This is a genomic window from Nodularia chucula CCY0103, assembly GCF_963923915.1.
Taxonomy (GTDB): domain Bacteria; phylum Cyanobacteriota; class Cyanobacteriia; order Cyanobacteriales; family Nostocaceae; genus Nodularia; species Nodularia chucula.
The window spans coordinates 1-21874 of sequence record NZ_CAWUOL010000087.1 but is presented as its reverse complement, the minus strand read 5'-3'; the positions used below and the strand labels follow the sequence as shown (position 1 = coordinate 21874).

18 protein-coding genes and 1 pseudogene are annotated in these 21874 nt (G+C 40.9%); 10 read left to right on the top strand and 9 right to left on the bottom strand.

What is annotated here, in order from left to right; genetic code table 11:
- Positions 1–34: 34 nt before the first annotated feature.
- Both ACM0OP_RS19275 and ACM0OP_RS19270 read left to right on the top strand, forming a co-directional pair.
- Positions 35–283: a hypothetical protein gene (locus tag ACM0OP_RS19275; protein ID WP_414530039.1), complete on the top strand. Its 249-nt coding sequence runs from the start codon at positions 35–37 to the stop codon at positions 281–283.
- A 178-nt stretch (positions 284–461) separates the two neighbouring features.
- Positions 462–785 (top strand): annotated as a pseudogene (locus tag ACM0OP_RS19270) (class I SAM-dependent methyltransferase); the annotation flags it as partial.
- Positions 786–1040: 255 nt separating this feature from the next.
- Here ACM0OP_RS19270 and ACM0OP_RS19265 read toward each other — a convergent pair.
- Complete coding sequence (locus ACM0OP_RS19265) at positions 1041–1655, bottom strand: PEP-CTERM sorting domain-containing protein (RefSeq protein ID WP_414530038.1); 615 nt, start codon at positions 1653–1655, stop codon at positions 1041–1043.
- A 701-nt stretch (positions 1656–2356) separates the two neighbouring features.
- Here ACM0OP_RS19265 and ACM0OP_RS19260 point away from each other — a divergent pair.
- Positions 2357–3682, top strand: a complete 1326-nt coding sequence (locus tag ACM0OP_RS19260; protein ID WP_414530037.1) for an alkaline phosphatase PhoX — start codon at positions 2357–2359, stop codon at positions 3680–3682.
- A gap of 86 nt (positions 3683–3768) precedes the next feature.
- Here the strand turns inward: ACM0OP_RS19260 and ACM0OP_RS19255 are convergent, their stop codons facing one another.
- The 6 genes from ACM0OP_RS19255 to ACM0OP_RS19230 form a co-directional block, all read right to left on the bottom strand.
- Complete coding sequence (locus ACM0OP_RS19255) at positions 3769–4353, bottom strand: Uma2 family endonuclease (RefSeq protein ID WP_414530036.1); 585 nt, start codon at positions 4351–4353, stop codon at positions 3769–3771.
- A 115-nt stretch (positions 4354–4468) separates the two neighbouring features.
- The gene (locus tag ACM0OP_RS19250) at positions 4469–5194 is read right to left on the bottom strand and encodes an HAD family hydrolase (RefSeq protein ID WP_414530035.1); all 726 of its coding nucleotides are present in this window, start codon (positions 5192–5194) and stop codon (positions 4469–4471) included.
- A 93-nt stretch (positions 5195–5287) separates the two neighbouring features.
- Positions 5288–6442 carry a 30S ribosomal protein S1 gene (locus ACM0OP_RS19245; protein ID WP_414530034.1) on the bottom strand — a complete coding sequence of 385 codons (1155 nt, stop codon included), beginning with the start codon at positions 6440–6442 and terminating at the stop codon, positions 5288–5290.
- Positions 6443–6752: 310 nt separating this feature from the next.
- Entirely contained in the window at positions 6753–6860 is a 108-nt protein-coding gene (locus ACM0OP_RS19240) for a photosystem II reaction center protein T (RefSeq protein WP_414530033.1), read from the bottom strand.
- 118 nt (positions 6861–6978) lie between these two features.
- Entirely contained in the window at positions 6979–8511 is a 1533-nt protein-coding gene (gene psbB / locus ACM0OP_RS19235; protein WP_414530032.1) for a photosystem II chlorophyll-binding protein CP47, read from the bottom strand.
- Between the two features lie 607 nt (positions 8512–9118).
- Positions 9119–9394 (bottom strand): hypothetical protein, encoded by a 276-nt coding sequence (locus ACM0OP_RS19230; RefSeq protein WP_414530031.1) that lies wholly within the window; start codon positions 9392–9394, stop codon positions 9119–9121.
- Between the two features lie 484 nt (positions 9395–9878).
- Between ACM0OP_RS19230 and ACM0OP_RS19225 the strand changes: the two genes are divergently transcribed.
- Positions 9879–11519: an ABC transporter substrate-binding protein gene (locus tag ACM0OP_RS19225; protein WP_414530030.1), complete on the top strand. Its 1641-nt coding sequence runs from the start codon at positions 9879–9881 to the stop codon at positions 11517–11519.
- A gap of 279 nt (positions 11520–11798) precedes the next feature.
- Here the strand turns inward: ACM0OP_RS19225 and ACM0OP_RS19220 are convergent, their stop codons facing one another.
- Positions 11799–12116: a helix-turn-helix domain-containing protein gene (locus ACM0OP_RS19220; protein WP_414530029.1), complete on the bottom strand. Its 318-nt coding sequence runs from the start codon at positions 12114–12116 to the stop codon at positions 11799–11801.
- Between the two features lie 122 nt (positions 12117–12238).
- Here ACM0OP_RS19220 and ACM0OP_RS19215 point away from each other — a divergent pair, with 122 nt between their 5' ends.
- The 5 genes from ACM0OP_RS19215 (at position 12239) to ACM0OP_RS19195 (ending at position 17618) form a co-directional block, all read left to right on the top strand.
- Positions 12239–13264 carry an ABC transporter permease gene (locus ACM0OP_RS19215; RefSeq protein WP_414530028.1) on the top strand — a complete coding sequence of 342 codons (1026 nt, stop codon included), beginning with the start codon at positions 12239–12241 and terminating at the stop codon, positions 13262–13264.
- A 63-nt stretch (positions 13265–13327) separates the two neighbouring features.
- Complete coding sequence (egtC, locus tag ACM0OP_RS19210; RefSeq protein ID WP_414530027.1) at positions 13328–14116, top strand: ergothioneine biosynthesis protein EgtC; 789 nt, start codon at positions 13328–13330, stop codon at positions 14114–14116.
- Positions 14091–15362, top strand: a complete 1272-nt coding sequence (gene egtB, locus ACM0OP_RS19205) for an ergothioneine biosynthesis protein EgtB (protein ID WP_414530026.1) — start codon at positions 14091–14093, stop codon at positions 15360–15362. The genes egtC and egtB overlap by 26 nt, the downstream gene beginning before the upstream one ends.
- Before the next feature lie 293 nt (positions 15363–15655).
- Entirely contained in the window at positions 15656–16690 is a 1035-nt protein-coding gene (gene egtD, locus ACM0OP_RS19200; protein ID WP_414530025.1) for an L-histidine N(alpha)-methyltransferase, read from the top strand.
- Positions 16691–16883: 193 nt separating this feature from the next.
- Positions 16884–17618 (top strand): hypothetical protein, encoded by a 735-nt coding sequence (locus ACM0OP_RS19195; RefSeq protein WP_414530024.1) that lies wholly within the window; start codon positions 16884–16886, stop codon positions 17616–17618.
- 13 nt (positions 17619–17631) lie between these two features.
- Here ACM0OP_RS19195 and ACM0OP_RS19190 read toward each other — a convergent pair whose 3' ends face one another.
- Positions 17632–18771: a quinone-dependent dihydroorotate dehydrogenase gene (locus ACM0OP_RS19190; RefSeq protein ID WP_414530023.1), complete on the bottom strand. Its 1140-nt coding sequence runs from the start codon at positions 18769–18771 to the stop codon at positions 17632–17634.
- A 101-nt stretch (positions 18772–18872) separates the two neighbouring features.
- Between ACM0OP_RS19190 and ACM0OP_RS19185 the strand changes: the two genes are divergently transcribed.
- Positions 18873–21743, top strand: a complete 2871-nt coding sequence (locus ACM0OP_RS19185) for a sensor histidine kinase (protein ID WP_414530022.1) — start codon at positions 18873–18875, stop codon at positions 21741–21743.
- Positions 21744–21874 lie beyond the last annotated feature (131 nt).

Sequence of the window (21874 nt, the reverse complement as noted above, 5' to 3'; positions counted from 1 at the left end):
AAATTGATGTTGAGGAAGGACTAGCATCAAGCAGTTGGGATACATACCCACCCAGGGTGATATTTCTAAATCTAAAGTTTCTGGTGGTTCTGCACTTTGTCGCCGTGCCTTGTGGCAATGGGTATTTAGTACAGTTGAACCATCCAAGCGCCGGACAAATCCATTACTTGAAGAATTGGGGGAATTTCTGGATACTGAAAAATCCGCAGGTAAGCCAGTTAAATTAATCAGGATGCGTGTAGCTGTTCGTGCCGTGAAACTTCTGTTTAAAATGCTGACCTGATTAGGGTGGTGACTGATAGCCGAAAACTTTTTTGTATCTACTGCAATCGGAATCAGTATGAAGGCTGGGGTGATAACAATAAAATTGTTACAGATACTTTCCCCTGCTTAGAGACAATAAATTGTCTTGCCTTGCATTATATTATTTCAGTCAGTCACCACTATTAATCTACTAGACTGAAGGTAAAGCCGAATCTCTGCCCTTTGGAGAAGGTCAATTCAACGCTGTTGTTAGTACCATTAGTTTTCTACACTATTTGGAACCAGAACAAGTATTCAGTGAAGTAGCGCGGGTACTTTCTCCAGGCGGTCGCTTTTACTTAGTAGATATCACTAGCAAAAATCAAACAGTACCCCAACGAGTACCTATCTCACCTCTAGGTATTCGACTTTACAGCCCTCAACAACGAGAAATTTTAGGCTCATCAGTTGGATTATTATGCTTAAGCCATCAATATTTACTAGGGCCAGTTTTGCTGACAATTTTTGCCAAACCATCCTAGATTTCTAGCATTATTTGACTGGTGGGAGCATTTGGGAAATTAAAATTGGCAAAGTTGGGTTAAGTACAGCGCAACCCACACTACGTCTAATACACTATTTTAGACTTATCCATCCACTAGAGTTGATGGTGAATATGACTTGATTTTGATAAAAAAATAGGGACTTATGCAGATCATAAATCCCTTGTACATTACTTTGGGTACTAGAGCTAGAATAGGAGTCAATTTGATTTTTACTCAGGCTAGCTTGACTGCTTAGACAGAAGCTGGCTTTTTCTTTAGGTATCCAGTCAGTGAGCCAATTGCTAATAAGCCTAATATTACTCCAGGTTCCGGAATAGCAGTTGCTGTCAATTCACCCCCAACATCCAACCTACAATCAGGAAATGTGCTGCATACTTCTGGTGACAGGTCATCTTTCAAGAATATCGTAGCTGTTGGCAATCCTTGAGCAGCATCCTGGAAAGTATAGAAAAATAATCCTTCTACATCTGTATTGAAATTACTTCCTAAGTCAAACCCGGTAGGTGTGTCAAAGCTGCCGGTTTGCAGAACGGTATTTGTAACTGTGTCAAAGTTGAAATTGAAACTACTGCTGAGATTAGAAAAATCATAAGTGAAATTTTGTAACAAATTTCCACCTGGATTAAAGAAAGCAATATCAAAACTATCCAACTGATCATTGCTAACGATGCTTCCTAGTAAACTATCGTCAAAGCTGAATTTACCTGTTGCAGAATAATCTTGATTTCCTGTCCAAGAAAGCTCAAATAAAGCGGCATCAGCACGGGGAATGTTAATCAAAGTTGCCATCGAGGTGACAGCAGCAACAGCTACAGTAGCTTTAATTTGGTTACGAATGCTGTTCATATTTTTGGATAACAGTAATATTTTGGACGTTGTTTGTTCTGAGTGACTGAATACTCAGTATTGCTGAGAACAGTGATTATTTCTGCAAAAAGGAGATTTTGGAAAATGAATTAATTTACCCAATTAGACCCGCACAAAGTGAACCAAGCCCACCTTAACAGGCTTAGTTTCCGCAACCAGATATTTTAGTCTCTGGGCGTTACAATCAAAAAGGGTATTTTTGAACTTAATTAATTTCCAAAACACCTTTGGGGAGATTTTATCATTAGATTCAACATAATGCTTATATTTGATATTTATTTTTTGACAAAAAATTCTCATTAAATTTCTAACTTTAACCACCTAAAATATTTTTATATTTAATTAAACAAAGCTTTAACTCTCCTTAACCAAAACCTAGTTAATTTCCATGATGTATTTTTTATTTATTCATAAATTAAAGGCAATAAATAATATCGTGAGTGGCAATTATTATTTTTATAAGTTGTTTATAGCGTTTCTTGTCCTCACCCAAACTATTGAGTTTTATCTGAATTTAATTTATGAAAAATATTATCTTACCATAAATTGATTTGGGGATGAAAATTTACTTTTAACAAATGAATAGTTACAAACTAACGAAACATTAAATAAAGCATTACCTAAACTTAATCAAAGCTACTTAATATCTACTAGTCATTTTATGCGAGCCAAATATTCTCATGGCATATTCAAGACGTAAATTCTTTGGATTAGCAGGTGCAACAGCAGCCGGCACTTTAGCTTTGTCTCCTTTACAAGCTTTTCTTGCCAACAAAGCCTTTGGTCAAACTACGACTATGGGATATGGTCCGCTTGTACCAGATCCGAATAACTTGTTAGAGTTACCAGCAGGATTTCAGTATCGCGTTATATCCCGCACTGGTGATCTCATGGCTGATGGCAATCCAGTACCTAGCAATCATGATGGTATGGGAGCCTTTCAAGGACCCAGAGGCACAACTATCCTGATTTGCAACCACGAAATTAACGGTACTGGCGTTACTGGTTCACGATTACAAGTACCAAGTAATTTGTCATACGATCCTCTTTGCAAAGGTGGTACTACAAACATAGTTGTGGGACCCAATCGTCAACTAATCAAACAGTTTGCCTCTCTTGGTGGCACCATTCGTAACTGTGCAGGTGGTGTAACTCCTTGGGGTTCATGGATTACCTCTGAAGAAAATACCAGCACACCGGGTGGACAAAATACCGAAATTACAAAGTTACACGGTTATAACTTTGAGATTCCAGCCAGCGCTACCTCTGCTGTTGAAGCAGTTCCTCTAGTTGATATGGGACGGTTTAATCACGAAGCTGTGGCCGTAGACCCTGTAACTGGATATGTTTATGAAACTGAAGATAGAGGAGATGGTCTCTTCTACCGTTTTATCCCCAATGTGCCTGGAAAGTTAGCCGAAGGCGGCACACTTCAAGCTATGGTGATTGTCGGTAAACCTTTTGCGGTCAATACTAATAATCGCGATGGAAATAGTGGACAGTTCTCTGTGGGACAGAAATACTCTGTAGAATGGGTAAACATTCCTAACCCCAACCCAGCTACGGATAATGTGCGAATCCAAGGTCGTGACTTGGGTGCAGCCCAGTTTTCCCGTGGAGAAGGTATTTGGTATGGTAACGGTGAAATTTACTTCGCTGCTACAAATGGCGGATTGATCAGCCGTGGTCAGATATGGCGCTACATTCCTGGTGATGAGACTATTGACCTGTTTGTTGAGTCTGAATCTGCGGATGAACTTAAGTCTCCAGATAATATAGTTGTGGCACCTTTTGGCGATATCATTATCTGTGAAGATGCTTCTGGTACCAATTTCTTAAGAGGTGTAACTCCCCAAGGACAACTCTATACTTTTGCCCGTAACCCCTTTAATGGTGCTGAGTTTGCTGGAGCTTGTTTCTCACCTGATGGTCAAACTATGTTTGTCAACATCTACAGTCCTGGTATAACTTTGGCAATTTGGGGACCTTGGGGAAATAGAGCATAATAAATTTTCCCATTACTGAGTCAGGGTGATTTTTAGGGAAAAAGCGATCGCCTGACCTCAAAGTAGGGAATGGCGATCGCTTTGTATTAACATCTGCTCAATCGTGGTAACATTTCCAAAACCATAATTTGCACATCAGGAAAAGCCAACGGTGAAATATTCGCCTCTTCTGCCAAAATCACCGTGCTTTCATAACCCGTTTGACTAGGTTCCCGAAAAACGTGTAATTGACGACTAACAACATCTATCACCCAATAATCTGTAATTCCGGCTTGAGAGTAAAGTTTTGCTTTCGTCTCACAGTCCATTTTTAAACTACTGTCTGCCACTTCAATAATCAGATAAACTTCCGGTGGTGTAGGATGATGGTCTGCATAGTCTAAAGGATCTACTTTCACCACAGCAATATCTGGTTCTGGCTCAGACCGTTCATTTAACTGAATTGGGTCTTGAATAGATACCCAGGCGCGATTTCCTAAAAGATTTTTGAGTAAGTAATCTGTTCTCCCCACGGCTGAACGGTGGGCTGTTCCTTTCGCAATCATCCAGATAATCTTTCCTTCTAAAAGTTCCACTCGCTCATCTACAGCAAAAATTCCAGCCTCAGCCATCCGATGGTATTCTGCAACTGTCCACAGGCGAAGCGGTAAGGTTGTTTCTATGCTTTGCATGGTATGTCTCGCAAATGTAAAAGGCGGGAATATTCAGATCCTAGCGTTTAATCCTGACTTTTTTATGCCAATTATGAGCAGTGCAATTACACCCCAAACAACTAATGAAAAATAACTAAATTTGAATTTCATTCAATTGATTAATCACTACATCTGCACCTTTAACATGATCTGATTTACCTACCCAGGTAATACCAATACAACCTGCGGCTTGAGCATTACGTGCCATTTGTATATCACCTACAGCATCTCCCACCATCAATGAGTTAGCTGGTTCTACTCCTAAAGCCTGACAAGCCTGTAAAAACAATATGGGGTCTGGTTTATTGGGGCCGTCATCTACACCTTTTTGCACCTGGATGTAATTACTTAACTGATGTGCTGTGACAAAATTACTGACTTCTGCTGTGGTGGCGGCGGAAATGATGCCGAGTTTGATACCTGCTGCTGATAAAGACTTTAATAAATCCAAAGTACCTGGAAAGAGTGGTGCTGGTGTTGTACCGAGATATTTTTCAGCTTCTTCTAAGGACTGACGGGCTATTTTTAATGATTCAAACCATCCTCTCCCAGTTTCAGCAATATAGGCGGCGGCAGCAATTTCGGTTTCACGGCGACTGGCTACAGATATTAAACCTGCTGGGTCTAGGGTATCGCCATTAATTCCAAATGCCATTAATAAAGGTTCACCAGTTCCAGGAATTTGCGCGTCTATGATACGAGCTGCTTTTTGTCCTAGCGATCGCAAATATGCTTCTGAGTCTTCTAATGTACCATTTTTATCAAAAAAAATTGCCTGGATATTCTCAAAGCTGATGTTTTTACATTTAATAGTGACCAAAATTTTTCACCTAATTTCCGCAATTAACCATAAAAAAAGAGGGATTATCCCTCTTTAATACTTTTCTAGCAAACAATTAAAAATACAAGTGTATTATTCTTCAATAGCTGCTGGGATTTCTTCTTCAGTAGCTGCTACACCCAAGATTTCTTCTGGTTCTTTAGCAGTTTCTGTACCCAAGATTTCTTCTGGTTCTTTAGCAGTTTCTGTAGCTGCTGGTGTTTCTTCAGTTACAGCTTCTACAGCTTCTACAACTTCTACAGTTTGTTCCGCAGTCACAGCTTCCTCAGCACCTTCTTCCGCACTGACAACTTCCTCAGCTTCCGCAGGTGCAACAGTCAAACCTTGCTGTTTAGCTAGCATCTGTTCACGATACTTAGCTGCCATCTCTTCTGCTTTATCATAAACCAAATCACGGTTCTTAATCATATCACCGGGTTCGGGTTCCAATTGCTTAGTAGACAAGGAAATCCGACCCCTTTCTGCATCCAAATCAATGATCATGACTTTCACTTCATCATTGACATTGAAGACGCTATGAGGTGTATCAATATGTTCGTGAGAAATTTCTGAAATGTGTAGCAGTCCGCTTACACCACCAATATCAATAAATGCACCATAAGGTTTAATCCCACGGACTGTACCAATAACTACTTCGCCTACTTCCAGGCGGTTCATCTTGCGTTCAACTAGTGCGCGACGGTGGGATAGAACTAAGCGGTTACGTTCTTCATCTACTTCTAAGAATTTCAATGGTAGTTCTTCACCTACCAAATCTTCTTTGGGTTTCCGGGTGCTGATGTGAGAACCGGGGATAAACCCGCGCAATCCTTCGATGCGTACTAATGCACCACCACGGTTAGTGGCAAATACACCTGAACGAACAGTAGCATCTTCTGCCTGTAACTGTCGCACACGTTCCCAAGCCCGCATATATTCAATGCGACGAATGGAAAGGGTTAGCTGACCATCTTCGTTCTCATCGGTAAGGATGAAAAATTCTCTTGTTTCGTTTGATTGTAAAACTTCTTCCGGGGCATCAACCCGGTTAATAGACATTTCTTGTATGGGTATGTAGGCTGCTGTTTTCGCACCTATGTCAATCAGAGCGCCGCGCGGCTCTATACTGAAAACTGTGCCTGGTACAATATCTCCAGGGCTAAAGTGATAGTCATACTTGTCAAGTAGAGCAGCGAAATCTTCGTGAGTAAATCCAATTTCTGTAGCGGTTAAGTTCTGATTGACCATGCTAATTTGTTCCTGGTTCTAGTCTCCGTAAATTTTGTGGCATAGGCGTGATGTATATGCAAGGCACTAGGCAGCAGGCAGGTACACCTACATCTTTTTTTTATCCTAGCGCAGAAAAGCTAGTATTAACACATATTAACTTACAGATTAAAAATTATATCACATATTCTGGATATGTTTAATTTATAAAGCAATTTATTTGAGAATTGCGTGGGAATAATTTATGCCCAGAAATAGTTATCTGCTGCCACCAGTGCTGGTAACAGCAGATCGAAGCTTGAAATGCTTTTAAAATTCTGGTATTACCAGTTTATTTTTCTTCTTTTCTGTCGATGCGGGGGGGTTCGCGGAATGCGATCGCAAAGAAAAGCACTCCTATTGCCAAAGCCAAAATCAAGATATATGCAACGCTTTCCATATTAAAAGCTCCTGGCTAATGAGCCAATAAAGATAATTGATCAGTTTGTCAAAATAGTTATCAGGGATGGGGGATGAGGAAAAAAATTCCCCATTCTCCAGTCCCCATTCACCAAGAATTAGAGAGCTTCTTTCCGGCGGGTAGATTTATCACCCACTTTCTGGAATAGACCCCACTCAACTTGCTCTTCTAGATCCGCATCAACACCAGCAAAAACGTCTCGGTAAATTGTCCGAGAACCATGCCAGAGATGACCAAAGAAGAATAACAGAGCAAATACAGCGTGTCCAAAGGTAAACCAACCTCTGGGACTGGTACGGAATACACCGTCAGAGTTCAAGGTTTCACGGTCAAAATCAAAGATTTCGCCACCTTGAGCCTTACGAGCATATTTCTTCACATCAGCAGGATCTGTAAAGGTTTGACCATTTAAATCACCACCATAGAAGCTGACGGTGACACCAGTTTGTTCAAAACTGTACTTAGATTCTGCGCGACGGAAAGGAATATCGGCTCTGATCACACCATCAGCATCGCTCAAGATAACTGGGAAGGTTTCAAAGAAGTTAGGGAGACGACGCACGGTCAATTCTCTACCTTCACCATCTTTGAATACTGCGTGACCTTGCCAAGATTGGGCGATACCATCACCCTTGACCATTGGTCCAGTCCGGAATAAACCACCTTTAGCGGGGCTATTACCGACATAATCATAGAAAGCCAGTTTTTCAGGAATCTCTGCCCAAGCTTCTGAAAGGGTTGCACCTTCAGCTAGGCTAGTTTGGACACGACGTTGGATTTCCTGAGTGAAGTAACCTTGATCCCACTGATAACGAGTTGGGCCAAAGAGTTCAATGGGGGTGGTAGCGTTACCGTACCACATCGTACCAGCAACAATGAAAGCTGCGAAGAATACCGCCGCAATACTGCTAGAAAGTACGGTTTCAATGTTCCCCATCCGGAGAGCTTTATATAGCCTTTCGGGGGGTCGGACCGTGAGGTGGAATAAACCAGCAATAATACCAACCACGCCTGCGGCGATATGGTGAGCAACAACGCCACCAGGATTAAATGGGTCGAATCCAGCCGGTCCCCATTCTGGTGCTACTGCTTGGATGCTACCAGTGACTCCGTAGGCATCGGAAACCCACATACCGGGACCAAATAGTCCGGTGAGGTGAAAAGCACCAAAGCCAAAGCAAAGTAAACCAGATAAGAACAGGTGAATGCCAAACATTTTTGGCAAATCTAGAGCAGGTTCACCAGTACGAGGATCTCTAAAGAGTTCTAAATCCCAGTAAACCCAGTGCCAGACGGCAGCTAAAAATAATAAACCAGAAAGAACGATGTGAGCCGCAGCTACACCTTCAAATGACCAGAAACCAGGATCGCTGGTAGCGCTACCAGTAACGACGCTCCAGCCGCCCCAAGATTCGGTGACACCTAAGCGTGACATGAACGGCAGAACGAACATTCCTTGCCGCCACATGGGGTTAAGCACCGGGTCACTGGGGTCGTAAATAGCTAGTTCGTATAGTGCCATTGAACCAGCCCAGCCTGCAACTAAGGCTGTGTGCATCAAATGTACAGAAATCAACCGACCTGGATCATTCAGAACGACTGTATGTACTCGGTACCAGGGTAGTCCCATTGACTACGCTCCTCCTAGATAAATTGAATTATGTTTACAAAGCAATTTTCTTACCGAGATTCTGAGAGACGGAACTGTTTAAGTTTGGCAGTTGCTTAGTTGGGTTTAATCCTTCTATAGCTTTACCTGACCGTCATTCAGTGAACTCTCTGAGTTTTTTTTATTGCCAGGATATTCCAGCTAACCACAGGATAGTCTTGATAAATCAGACTGTGTGGCAAGTTTGGCAATAGTTTCAGACACTGGGTAGGTTGATTTTATGGGGTAGCGATCGCCTGTGTTAATGCCCAGAGATTTTCTCAATGAAAATTCATCCCTGGTTTTTCCGTAACCAAGGAAACGCCTGTTAAACGTTTGGATATATGGAGATGCCACCCTTGAGTCAACCACCTTTTAAGCCTTTACGCAATTGCCGAACAAAAATGAGAATGTTTTAAAAAGTGTAACTATTTGTGGACTGCTTTGCAAGCGTTTGACCACTCTCCGCACTCAAGGCTAGGGTATACTCACTGAGTTGCTGAGTTGCCAAGTTATCTATGTATAACTGGGGAGTAGGGAGTGGGGCAAAAGTCTTGATCAGTTTATGTTCTAACGTGTATGCGTGGGGTTATTTACCAATTCCTGCTGCACCATTCTGGACATCACGAGCGGTTTTTTTCGCTCCTTCTACATATCCTGAGCCAAATTCTTTAAGAGCTTCTGCGGACTCTTCCCCAATTTTTTGTAATCTTTTGCCAGGATAATCTGCTGTTTCACGGGCTTCCTGATTCCATTCCCTGGTGGTTTTCGGTCTTTGGGAATCGTCTTGATGTATATCTTCTCTAACTTTTTGTCTTAAAAGTTGATTATTTTGCCCCAGTGCAACATCTGTAGTTAAGGTCATTAAAACAACTAGAAAAACAGTCAAAAAACGGTGCAGTTTAAATTTCTGAAGCAGCGAACTAATGTGATTAATCGTCCTAGAAATTAAATTTATCATGTCAATACTTTATCTGGGTTTTTACAGTCTCAAAATATTTTGACTAGGTGAAAATTAAGTTATTTTCATAATCTAAATAAACGGAAATTTTAGTTAGTGATGAAATATACTGAGATTTTCGTGTAACTCAAATCTGATCACACAAGTAAACATTAATTAGAAAAATAAAATTATCCTTCTAACTAAAGTTACATATTGGTTATAAAATATATCCGCCGCAGGTCTGGTTAAATATTTTGGTGTTGATTAAAATTTCTATGTGTACTTTATCGAAGTAGTTTTAAATACTATTTTTAATAGTCAGTGCTAATACGTTACAAATAGTTAAGTATTACAGCCAGATATTATAGTAAGATATCTAACCGCTAAGTTGAAAAATCTGAATAATATGACCTGGTTTTCTTTAACTGCAAGACGATGGAGGAGGATTCCCCAATTTTTATCATTGTTTTGTCTGTGTATAGTTTTGGTGATCAGTTGCGCTCCAGTCCAAGAGACAACGACTGTATCATCTGGTACGGGTGATGGTCGCATTACTGTTGGTACAACCTTGAAACCTAGAACCCTCGATCCTGCTGATACCTATGAGTTAGCCTCTTTGGGTTTGGTATTAAATATGAGCGATCGCCTGTACACTTATGAACCAGGTAGCACAGAAATTAAACCCCAATTAGCCACAGCATTACCCGAAATCAGTGCTGATGGTTTAACTTACACCATCCCTATCCGTCAGGGAGTGGTTTACCACGATGAAACTCCCTTCAACGCCAAAGCAATGGAGTTTAGTATGAGGAGATTCATTGAGAATAAAGGACAACCCTCATTCTTATTATCGGATACAGTCGATACCGTCACAGCTACAGATGAGTATGAATTAACCATCCAGTTAAAAAGACCATTCGCCGCCTTTCCCTCACTGTTAGCATTTTCTGGGGTGTGTGCATTATCCCCCACAGCTTATGAAATCGGGGCGGGGAAATTTCAGCCTAATACTTTTGTGGGAACTGGCCCTTACAAATTAGCCGCCTATGGTACAGATTCACTGCGATTGGATGTATTTGAGGAATATTGGGGAGAAAAACCAGCTAATCAAGGTGTTAATGTCCAAATTCAAACTAGTGCGGTCAATTTGTTTAATGCTTTCCGTACAGGGACAGTGGATATAGCTTATTTATCCCTACAACCAGACCAAATCAGCAGTTTAGAAGCAGGAGCAGAAAAAGGCGATTGGCAGGTAATTACGGCTGAGGGTAGCGTTGTGAGCTATATGGCATTGAATCGTAATCAGCCACCTTTAGACCAACCAGAAGTACGAGCTGCGATCGCCGCCATGATTGACCGTCCACTTTTAAACGAACGAGTTTTACTTGGTCAAGCCGCTCCACTATATAGCATGATTCCCACCACCTTCAATGTTTCCCAACCAGTATTTCAAGAGAAATATGGCGATGCTAACTTTGAACAAGCAAAAGAATTATTAACTCAAGCCGGCTTCTCTAAAGACAAACCCGCCCAAGTAGAAATTTGGTATCCTTCTACTTCAGCCAATCGCAGTTTAGCCGCACAAACACTACAATCTTTAGCTGCTCAAGAAATGGAGGGAATGTTACAACTGGATATTAAGAATGTAGAAAGTGCGACCTTTTTTAAAGACATCTCCAGAGGAATATATCCCGCAGCTTTAGTTGATTGGTATCCAGACTTTTTAGATCCAGATAATTATGTACAGCCCTTCTTATCTTGTCAAAAAGGCTCTAACGCTCAAGGCTGTGAAGAAGGGGGGAGTAAAAGTCAGGGTTCATTTTACTATAGTGAAAACATGAATCAACTCATTGCTCAACAACGCCAAGAGCAAAACCCCGAAACCCGTCAGCAAATTTTTACAGAAATTCAAAAGCAAATAGCTAATGATGTCCCTTATATCCCTTTATGGCAAACCAGAGACTATATATTTGCTCAAAATGGTGTGAGTAATGTACAACTAGACCCCACCCAAAATTTAATTTATAGAACCATTACAAAACAGTAAACAATTATCAAATGTAATGATATAAAAGCCAATGGGGTGAGTTATGCGGCAAGCTAATGCACCCCACAACTTTAATAATTTATTTGATAACTGGACTTTAGGCTAAAAAATGCGATCGTTAGCTCATGGGAGTGCAAAAAAATCAAGGGATACCTGTAAGAACAGACACCCCCGTAGTAGAAGATAAAAGAAGCACGACCAATTTTCATCAACCACTATGGATGTTTCTGCACGATTAAGGGAATTTCGTCAAGCAGCATACTTTTACGAGCCAAAATTTTAATACAGCACACTGTTTAACCCACGATTTTTTACCAAATGCAGCAGCTTAAGAGATGCTACACTAGGCCGCTTTTGTCCTATTTCCCATTTTTGAACTGTTGAAGGACTTATATTTAAAATACGTGCAAAAACAGCTTGACTAACTTGAGATGATTCCCGTATTTCTTTAATTTGTAATGGTTCTACAGGCTCAATAGGAGGTAAACATAAGTGTTCAAATTCGCGCAATGTAGTTTGATTCATTAGCCCAGCTTTGTCTAGGTCTAACGCTGTCTCATGAACTGCTTCAAGAATTGCTGATTTTTTTTGACGCATTACAAATCACCTCTATTAACGCATTACTATTTGTTGCTTGCTCAAGTTCTTCTGGTATATAGGCAAGTAATTGCTTGGATAACATTTTCAGAGCTTCTTATTCATCCTTGTCAATTTAAAGTATGTCTCGTTCTAAAGCTTTACAATATTACATTGCTTCTCGGTTACTTCTGGCTCCTCTGCAATTGTTGACTATTATTACAATTGTATTTTTACTACTACGGGCTACACCAGGAGATCCCGCAGATGCAATTCTGGGAGGACGTGCGCCAGAGGCCGCTAAAGAGCAGTTACGCCAACAATTAGGTTTAAATCTTCCCCTATGGTTGCAGTATGTAAATTATTTGGGAAATTTACTCCGCTTTGATTTAGGTACTTCCTTAACCAGTCGGGGACAATATGTTTCGGACATTATTGGACAGTATTTTCCCGCCACAGTAGAGTTAGCTGTATCCAGTATGGCGATCGCGCTGATTGTCGGTATTGTGGCTGGGACTCTTTCGGCTTCTCGTCCTGGTACTTATTTTGATATTGGCGGGCGGTTATTTGGGATTATTACTTACGCACTACCGATGTTTTGGGCGGGAATGCTGTTACAGTTGATTTTCTCTGTACAACTGGGTTGGTTTCCCACTTCTAACCGTTTTCCAGCTAATATTCCACCTCCCAATGGGATTACTGGACTTTATACTATTGATAGCTTACTTACAGGTAATTTTGGTCAGTTTTTCATATCTTTACACCATTTAGCTCTTCCTAGTCTGACTCTGGGAATTTTGCTGAGTGGGATTTTTGAACGCATTGTGCGGGTAAATTTAAAGGAAACTCTGAAAGCGGATTATGTAGAAGCCGCTAGAGCTAGGGGAATTACTGAAAATAAAATTTTAGTCTCCCATGCTCTGAAAAATGCTCTGATTCCAGTAATTACAGTGTTAGGTTTAACTTTTGCATCTCTGCTGGGGGGTGCAATTTTAACGGAGGTGACCTTTTCTTGGCCTGGTTTGGCTAATCGTCTCTATCAAGCTATTTCTGACCGCGATTATCCCACTGTACAAGGAGTTTTAGTATTTTTTGGGGCGATTGTGGTTACTGCTAGTATTTTGATTGATATTCTCAATGCTTATGTTGACCCGCGTATTCGTTATTAAGGATAATTAAACGCTGATAAACGCCGATAAACGCGGATAAGTTTTTTGTTTGTGATATTTTTTATGTGCCGTTTACTTGCTTACTTGGGTTCGTCTGTGAGTTTGGAGGAGATTCTATATAAGCCGGAACATTCTTTAATAGTGCAGAGTTACCAACCCCGTGAAATGACTTCTGGTGTTGTGAATGCAGATGGTTTTGGTGTGGGTTGGTATCATAGTCAAAAAAATACAGACCCATTTACTTACCGAAATACATTACCTATTTGGAATGATTCAAATCTTCCCCAAATTAGTCGTTATGTGGAATCTAAATGTGTATTGGCTTATGTTCGCAGTGCTACCCCTGGACAAGCTTTAGATTTTGCTAATTGTCAGCCGTTTAATTATCAACAACAGCTATTTATCCACAATGGATTTATTGAAAATTTTCGCAAATCACTACACAGAAAAATCCGCAGTTTGTTAACGCCTGATTTTTACGAGGGAATTAATGGTGTTACTGATTCGGAACATATCTTTGCGCTGCTACTTTCTCAAGCTCAAGTAAATCCAGACTTGACTCCGGAAGAGGCTTTACGCAATACGTTGGCGATTTTATTAGATATGGCAAAATACCATAAAGTTAAAGTTTCTGCAAATATTGTGTTTAGTGATGGAAATCGTCTAATTGCTTCGCGGTTCTCCACCCATGCGCCTGCGCCTTCTCTTTATTGGCTGAAAAATCCGGTAAATTTTCCCAAGTCTGTGATTATTGCTTCTGAACCGTTGTTTACTGGTAATTGGACTGCTTGTCCAGAAAATAGCATTATCAGTGTGGGGGAAGACTGTGATATCGAGATTATACCAATCTAGTTTGAAAGAAACTCTTTTTAACGCTTTGGTTGAATGTCGTCGCCAAACCTGGAAGCTGTTTGAGGGTATGGATGAATCTACGTTTTGTTGTCAGCCTCATCCTGATTTTAGTCCCGTTGGTTGGCACCTGGGGCATATTGGTTATACGGAATCTTTATGGTTATTAGAACATAGCGGGGGTTTACCCTGTCCTTTTCCCCAATACCGGAAGTTATTTGCAGCTGATGGTTTACCTAAATCCAAACGTGTGCAGTTACCTGATCTAGAGGAAACGCTATATTATCTGGATAGGGTGAGAAAACAGGTTCTGCAACGCCTGGAAGTTGTTGATGTTGCACAGGAAGAACCTCTTTGGCGATTTTTAATTCAGCACGAAAGCCAACACTACGAAATTATTAGCTTTGTGCTGCAATTGATTCAGGGGGAAAAGCTGGAAATCAGAAATATGGAGGCGAATTTTAATTCTGTCTCTGCTGAGACTAATTTAACGGAGATGGTGCTGATTCCGGCTGGTGAGTTTGAACGGGGAAGTGATGATGTGGATGCTCTGGATAATGAACGTCCTGCACATAAGGTGTATTTAGATACTTATTATATTGACCGATATCCTGTGACTTGTGGACAGTATCGATTATTTATGGAGGCTGGGGGTTATGAAGATTGTCAGTGGTGGTCTAATACTGGGTGGAAATGGCGACAAAGAGAGTCAGTAGTTGCACCATTATATTGGTCTATGGATCAACTGAGGGATAATCACCCTGTTTATGGCGTGAGTTGGTATGAGGCGCAGGCATATTCGCGGTTTGTGGGGAAGCGACTACCTACAGAAGCTGAGTGGGAAAAAGCTGCTAGTTGGGATGCAGAGGCTGGTTGTCGTCGCTTTTATCCTTGGGGTAATGAATCACCCAATGCTAAATATAGTAATTGCGATCACCTGATTGGTAACACTACACCAGTAGATGCCTATCCCTCGGGACAAAGTGCATACGGTTTATACGATACTCTCGGTAATATCTGGGAGTGGACTGGTTCTTGGTTTGAGCCTTACGATGGTTTCCAAAGTTACCCTTATGTCGGTTATTCTCAAGTTTATTTTGACCAAAAACATCGGGTTTTAAAAGGCGGGAGTTGGGCTACACGTCCTTGGGGACTACGTGCTAGTTTTCGTAATTGGTATTATCCCCATGTCCGTCAAATCTTTGCCGGGTTTCGCTGTGCGGCTAGTAGTCTGTCAAAAATTAACTGACGGATAAAGGAACAAACCACAAAGGACACAAAGAGCGCTAAGGAAGAAGAAAAGGGTATTTAATGCTGGTTAAAAAATTATCGCAGTCGGTTTTTATGAGAAAATCCTTAAAGATGGCTTAAAAGTTTGATTAATCTGGCTCTAGCGTGATGTTATGACCTATGGCTATGTGTTTCACTAGCTGGAGTAAAGGTTTTTCCTGAACAGAAATTTAATATACCAATTACGGAACAGAAGGCTATAGATGCTCTGTTTTTGAATTACGAATTGGTACTATACATTATGGAGGTTGAATGTCAATATCTAAGGCTGCTACCAGCAAAGTTACTTTGCCCAAAAGCATTGAAGAACGTTTGCACATTGAGGGTTTGGTTTCAGCTAATGAAGTTGTAATCTTTAATTCTGGTACTGATGTTGTTCAAGGATTAACTCAAACACCCAAAACTCTTCCCACTCATTATCTTTATGATGATCGTGGTTCTGAGTTATTTGAACAAATCTGTGAATTACCAGAGTATTACCTGACACGCACGGAAACTAAGATTTTACAACAATATGCTGGTGAAATTGCTAGAATCACTGGCCCTTGCGAATTGGTAGAACTTGGTAGTGGGAGTTCCACTAAAACTAGAATTATTTTAGATGCCTATGAAAAACTAGGCTATCCCATGCTCTATGTACCGATTGATGTCAGTGCAGGGATATTAGAAACTAGTGCTAGGCAATTATTGGCAGATTATCCATCTTTAAAAGTTAATGCTCTTGCAGGAACCTATGAGTTAGCTTTGGCAAAAATTTTGCCTTCGGAATTACCGAGTCGGATGATTGCTTTTATTGGCAGCACTTTAGGTAACATTAGACCCAAACAGTGTGATCTGTTTTTGTCTCAAATTACTAATGCTCTGGAGGTGGGTGAGTATTTCTTGTTGGGGATAGACTTACAAAAGCCAAAAGATATTTTGGAACCAGCTTATGACGATAGCCAAGGTGTAACGGCGGCGTTTAACCTGAATATGTTGAGTCATTTAAATCGGCGATTTGCTGGGAATTTTGACACGACGCAGTTTGAACACTGGTCTTTTTATAACGAAAGGGAACATCAAATTGAGTCTTATTTACGCAGTTTGCGATCGCAATCTGTAGAACTAGCGGCTCTTAATTTACAAGTTGATTTTGCCCTGGGGGAAACTATCCACACGGAAATTTCTCGCAAATTTGACCTGAACATGATGAAACAGCAACTAACTTCACAGGGTTTAGTTCCTCTCCATGAATGGACTGATTCTGATCAGTGGTTTGGTTTGTTGCTTTGTCAAAGACAGTTTTAGGGATTGGGTACTAGGGACTGGGTACTAGGAAAATTTCCCCCCTGCTCCCTGCTCCCCTGCCTCTTTTCCCCCTGTTTCCTGGGGGTTCTTTGAGGAAATTTGCGCTAACTTTGCCAAACTATACAAACAAATGACCAATTTTTTGCCAAGATAATAGTATTATTTTCCCAACATTCAATTGGCAATAATCGGCATGAGTGAAAAACTAATAGAAAGCGACGGTAAAGCCTTCCTCGTTCTACTTTTGCCAATCTCGTTTTTGATTATTTTCTTGGTTTCTACCTGGAAAATTCTACTGGTTATCCTGATGCTGATCAGTGGCTTCAAGGTTTGGCAAGAATATCAATGGCAACAATGGTGTCAGCAAGTTAATCCGGTTTTCCATGAAATGATTCGGGAAAATCAAGGTCAAATTACGCCGATGGATTTGGCAATCAGAGGCAATTTTTCAGGAACCAGGGCAAAACGCTATTTAGATTCTCAAGCGACGGAGTTTGGTGGGACTGTAGAGAAATCGAAAGCGGGGGGTAATGTTTATTACTTTATGACTGCTAGTATTCTTGGCAGTATCCTGGATAGTAGTGAACCTGTGAAAAAGCTACCTTCTCCATCAGTGAGTCCCAGGGAGGGATCATCGTTGTTAGCAGCACCACCCCAGCCTGTAGAGTCAGAAGTGGAAACGGTAGAAGCACCACCGCCAGAAACTGAGCCGGAAGTGAAGCGATCGCTAGAACAGCAATTAATGTTTGGTTCTTTGATCCAATCGGAATTAGCCAAGCGATTGAATGTATATTCCAGCACAGTCTACAAGCGGCGCAATGATCCGGAGTTTCCGGAATGGTGTCGGAATAAAGATCCTGATGGTATCGCCTGGACTTACTCAGAAAAAACAAAGGAGTTTTTCCCAGTGGAGGAAAATGAAGGGTGAAAATTATTAATTCCTAATTTTTAATTTTTGCTTCTATACCTACGGCTTCGGTGATGGAGTTTAACTGATTTTTTTCCAGTTGTAAAAGCAAACCGGCGAGAATTTGGCGTACCATCATCGGGCCTTGGTAAACCCAGCCTGTATATACTTGGATTAAACTAGCACCAGCAGTGATTTTTTCCCAAGCATCCTCGGCGGTAAAAATGCCGCCTACACCAATAATAGGGATTGTTCCTTGGGTTTGCTGCCAGATAAATCGAATCACTTCTGTAGAACGCTGGCGTACTGGCGCACCACTAATCCCACCTGCTTCTTCCTGGGGTGATTTACCTGTTTGGGTAATGATTTGAGTTTGCAAGGTATCACGGCTGATGGTGGTGTTGGTAGCAATAATTCCTGCTAGTTGATAGGTTTTAGCTAAAGAGATAATATCAGCGATCGCCTCCCAGGATAAATCTGGAGCAATCTTGACAAAAATAGGTTTTTGTGATTCGTTTTCTTGCTGTAATACATCCAATATAGAACCGAGCATAGCGGCATCTTGGAGCGATCGCAACCCTGGAGTATTGGGAGAAGAAACATTAACTACAAAATAATCTCCCAACTGCTTAAGTAAGCGAAAACTGTTAAGATAATCTTCTGCGGCTGCATCCAAAGGTGTCACCTTAGATTTACCTAAATTGATACCGATGGGGATAGACCAAGCTAACCTTTGTTGATCTGCTAATAACCTTGCGGCCATTGCTGCTGCTCCGCTATTATTAAAGCCCATACGATTGAGAGCCGCTTGATCTAATGGTAAGCGAAATAACCGTGGGCGCGGGTTCCCTGGTTGACCGATAAAAGTCACAGTTCCTAATTCTGCAAAGCCAAAACCCAAACTAGACCAAATGTTAGCAGCAACTCCATCTTTATCAAAACCGGCTGCTAGCCCTAAAGGATTAGCAAAGTTGAGGCCAAACAAACTTTGTTCTAACCGTGGATCTTTCAGACACAAGGAGTGCTGTAAACGTTGATTTATCCAATAAGCAGAAGGATTGCTGGTGTGTGATAGCCAGCTTAAACTCGTAATAGTTTGCTGATGTAACCACTCTGGATCTGCTTTGAAAAAATTAAATAATACTGGACGAATAGCAAGTTGATAAATATCCATGTAATTTTACCCAGGATCGGCAATAATCATCCGTAGTCTTAATTCGGGATGCTTTTCTGGGCATCTTAATATATTACAAGTTAAGTTGATCAATAATTGAGATGGGGCAGCCTCAAAAATCTTTCACCGACGAACAACAGATTCTAGCCTTATGCAACGTTCTCCAAAGGCTTAGAGAAGAGGATAATGTTGATGTTCTGATTTCAACTACGATTTCTTATATTCAACAACAGTTTGATTATAACTTGATTTGGATTGCGCTTTACAATCGGCTAAAGCACACATTATTAGGTCAAGGCGGTATTACACCCGATAAAGACACAAATTTTTTATATAAACAAGTTGTGCTGAATCCGGGTGACATATTAGAGCAAGTGGTGATTGAACAAGGCCCATTAGGTGTTGTTGATTTAGGGAATGAACCTCGTGCAGCTACATGGCAAGAATTTGGGAAAAAATTCAATATTCAGGGAACAATTTTTTGGCCAATTCGCCATAAAAATCGGTTTTTAGGTTTATTATTACTGGGTTCAGAACGTTGGGGTTATTTATTACCAGGAAATGTCAAAACACGACTGTCTATAGTTTTAGGAACATTAGGGGCGGTTCTTTATCAAAAAGAAATAGATTTACAACAAAGGCAAACTAAACATCCGGATGAAGCCTTATTAAAATTACTAGATAATGTGCGGACTCTGAAGAATCTTGACCAAAGGCTCAAAGCTGTAGTGGAGGAAACTCATAGGTTTGTTACCCCCAGTCGGACAAATATTTATTGGTTTGATAGACAAGGGCGGTACTTTTGGTGTCGGATGAGTAATCATTTGGTGAATATTGGTCGGAATGCGGGGAATCAAAAGCCAGCAGCAGGGATGACAGTGCAGGAGTTAAGCGAGTTATATTATGCTCTGTCAGTGAATCAAATTGTTTGGATTGGTGATGCGCGGAGTTCTCTAAAAAGCCATTTTACAGCTAAGTTGTTACAACGTTTGGGGGTGCGATCGCTGTTGGCAGCTCCGATTATTTGGAAAAATGATTTATTAGGTTTTCTGGCTGTAGAAGGTAATGAACCCCGAATTTGGGCAGAAGCAGATAAAAATTTCGTCCAAGGTGCGGCGGGATTAATTTCTTTGGTGGCTCCCATAGACAGCATGGAAACCACTATCCAACAAATTCAAGATGATACCAAACTCACCAGCCAAGTTGCTCAAGCGATTTATCACCAAGAAGAATTTGAGCAAATTCTCAGTTCCTGCGCCAGTCAAATTTTAGCGAGACTAGCTGCTAGTCGCTTTGTACTTTTACAGTACGATGTTGATCAAAATAATTATCAAATTATTTACCAAAGCCAACCTCATAACCGCCGACCTTTAATATTAGACTTGAATGAGTTGGCAGCAGTGGATAGTTCTTTATTAAGGTATGCAGCAACTGCAATAGATATAGAGAAATTAGATGAAGATTTGCGGTTTTTTAACTGGCGACATCCTCTAGTAGAAAGTGGTGTGCGATCGCTGTTAATTGCCAATTGTACACAAGGTCATGTCCCAAAAGTATTGTTGTTGATCACACAGGAAAATTATCGCTCTTGGTCAACTTTAGAAAAAGAACTTTTGTGGGTTGTCAGTCAACAAATTGGTGTGATTGTTCAGCAATGGCAATTGCGACATGATAATGAACGACAACAAAAGGTACTGCACAGTATTCAGGAATGTCTCAGGATTCTGGAAGAAACTGACCCCACTCAAACCAAAGCCTTCGATACCAAGAATTTAGAACTGACTGTTTTGCAACAAATACAATATGTTCTGGAATGTCCCCTGGTATTGATGTTATCTTGGTCGGCTGGTCAAACTTATGCAGAAATTATACTTAACTCGGTAATTGATAATAGATTTTCTATTCTTCCCCATGCACAAATAAATATCAACACAGAACCTCTGATTCAGTGGGCGATCGCCCAAAATGGTTACTTAAGTTTTAACGCCGATAATTTACCACCGCAAACAAAAAAATGGTTGCACGGTTCAGGTATTGGTCAAATTGTCATTATTGCCTTACGCACTGCTAGTTATGAACCCACAGCTATAGTGGTGATAGCCGACACATGGGAGCGTCAGTGGTCACAACTAAATCTGGAAGCCACACAAACCCTGTTAACTCAATTAGCTTGGTCACGTCGTCAACAACAAATTACCCAACGTTTAGAGTCTAGAAGCCTAGAATTACAACAACTCAATTGGTATAAACATAGTCGTCTAGAAGAAATTCAAAGAGCCACAACCCTGTTACTGGGACAAATACATGATGTGGGGATTCCCAGTAATGACCTGACTCGCACACGTTACCAGTTATTATTGCGCCAGTTAGACCAGACAAATGCCTCGATGACGGCATTACTCAAACTAGAACAATGGCAGTTACATAAGAGTACGGAGACTATGAGTATCTCCAACTTACTCAAGCGATCGCTGGAACGAGTAGAAGTATTATTTCAGCATCACAAAATCTGGGTGGGTGTCCACGGTTTAGGACAATCTGGCGGAGAACCAGAATCAGTTGATAATCCTTCATTTCTGAGCGGGATTCAAGCCTCAACCTCTCCCTCCTCAATGGCGATCGCCGGTGATATTGTCAAATTTGAATTAATCCTGCATGAATTATTAGTATTTGCCTGTCATCGTTCCCAAAGGGGAGGCAGAATTGATATTTGGTGTCGCCGTTTAGATGAGCAATTATTAGAGTTATCCATTACAGACAGTGGCATGATTGAATCGCAACTACTGGCACAGTTAGATCAAAGTACCCCCAAAGATGTCCTGGCTCTCTCCCTTCTCGATCACCCACCAGGCTTGCATCTGCTAATTTGCCAAAATCTCATGCAGCAAATAGGAGGCGAATTGCATATATATCAGTTACCAGATAGTCGAGTCGTTAGCCGCCTACTTTTGCCCTTAGCTATCAAAAATTAAAGACAAATAATTCGTAATTTGTAATGCCTCTTGCAGAGAAGCTACGCTCTAAGCGCAGCTATGCCGAAGGCTTTACGTAGGGTTTGCTGAAAAAGTCGAGAAAAAGTTGAGGAGAATTGAGTAGGTAATCA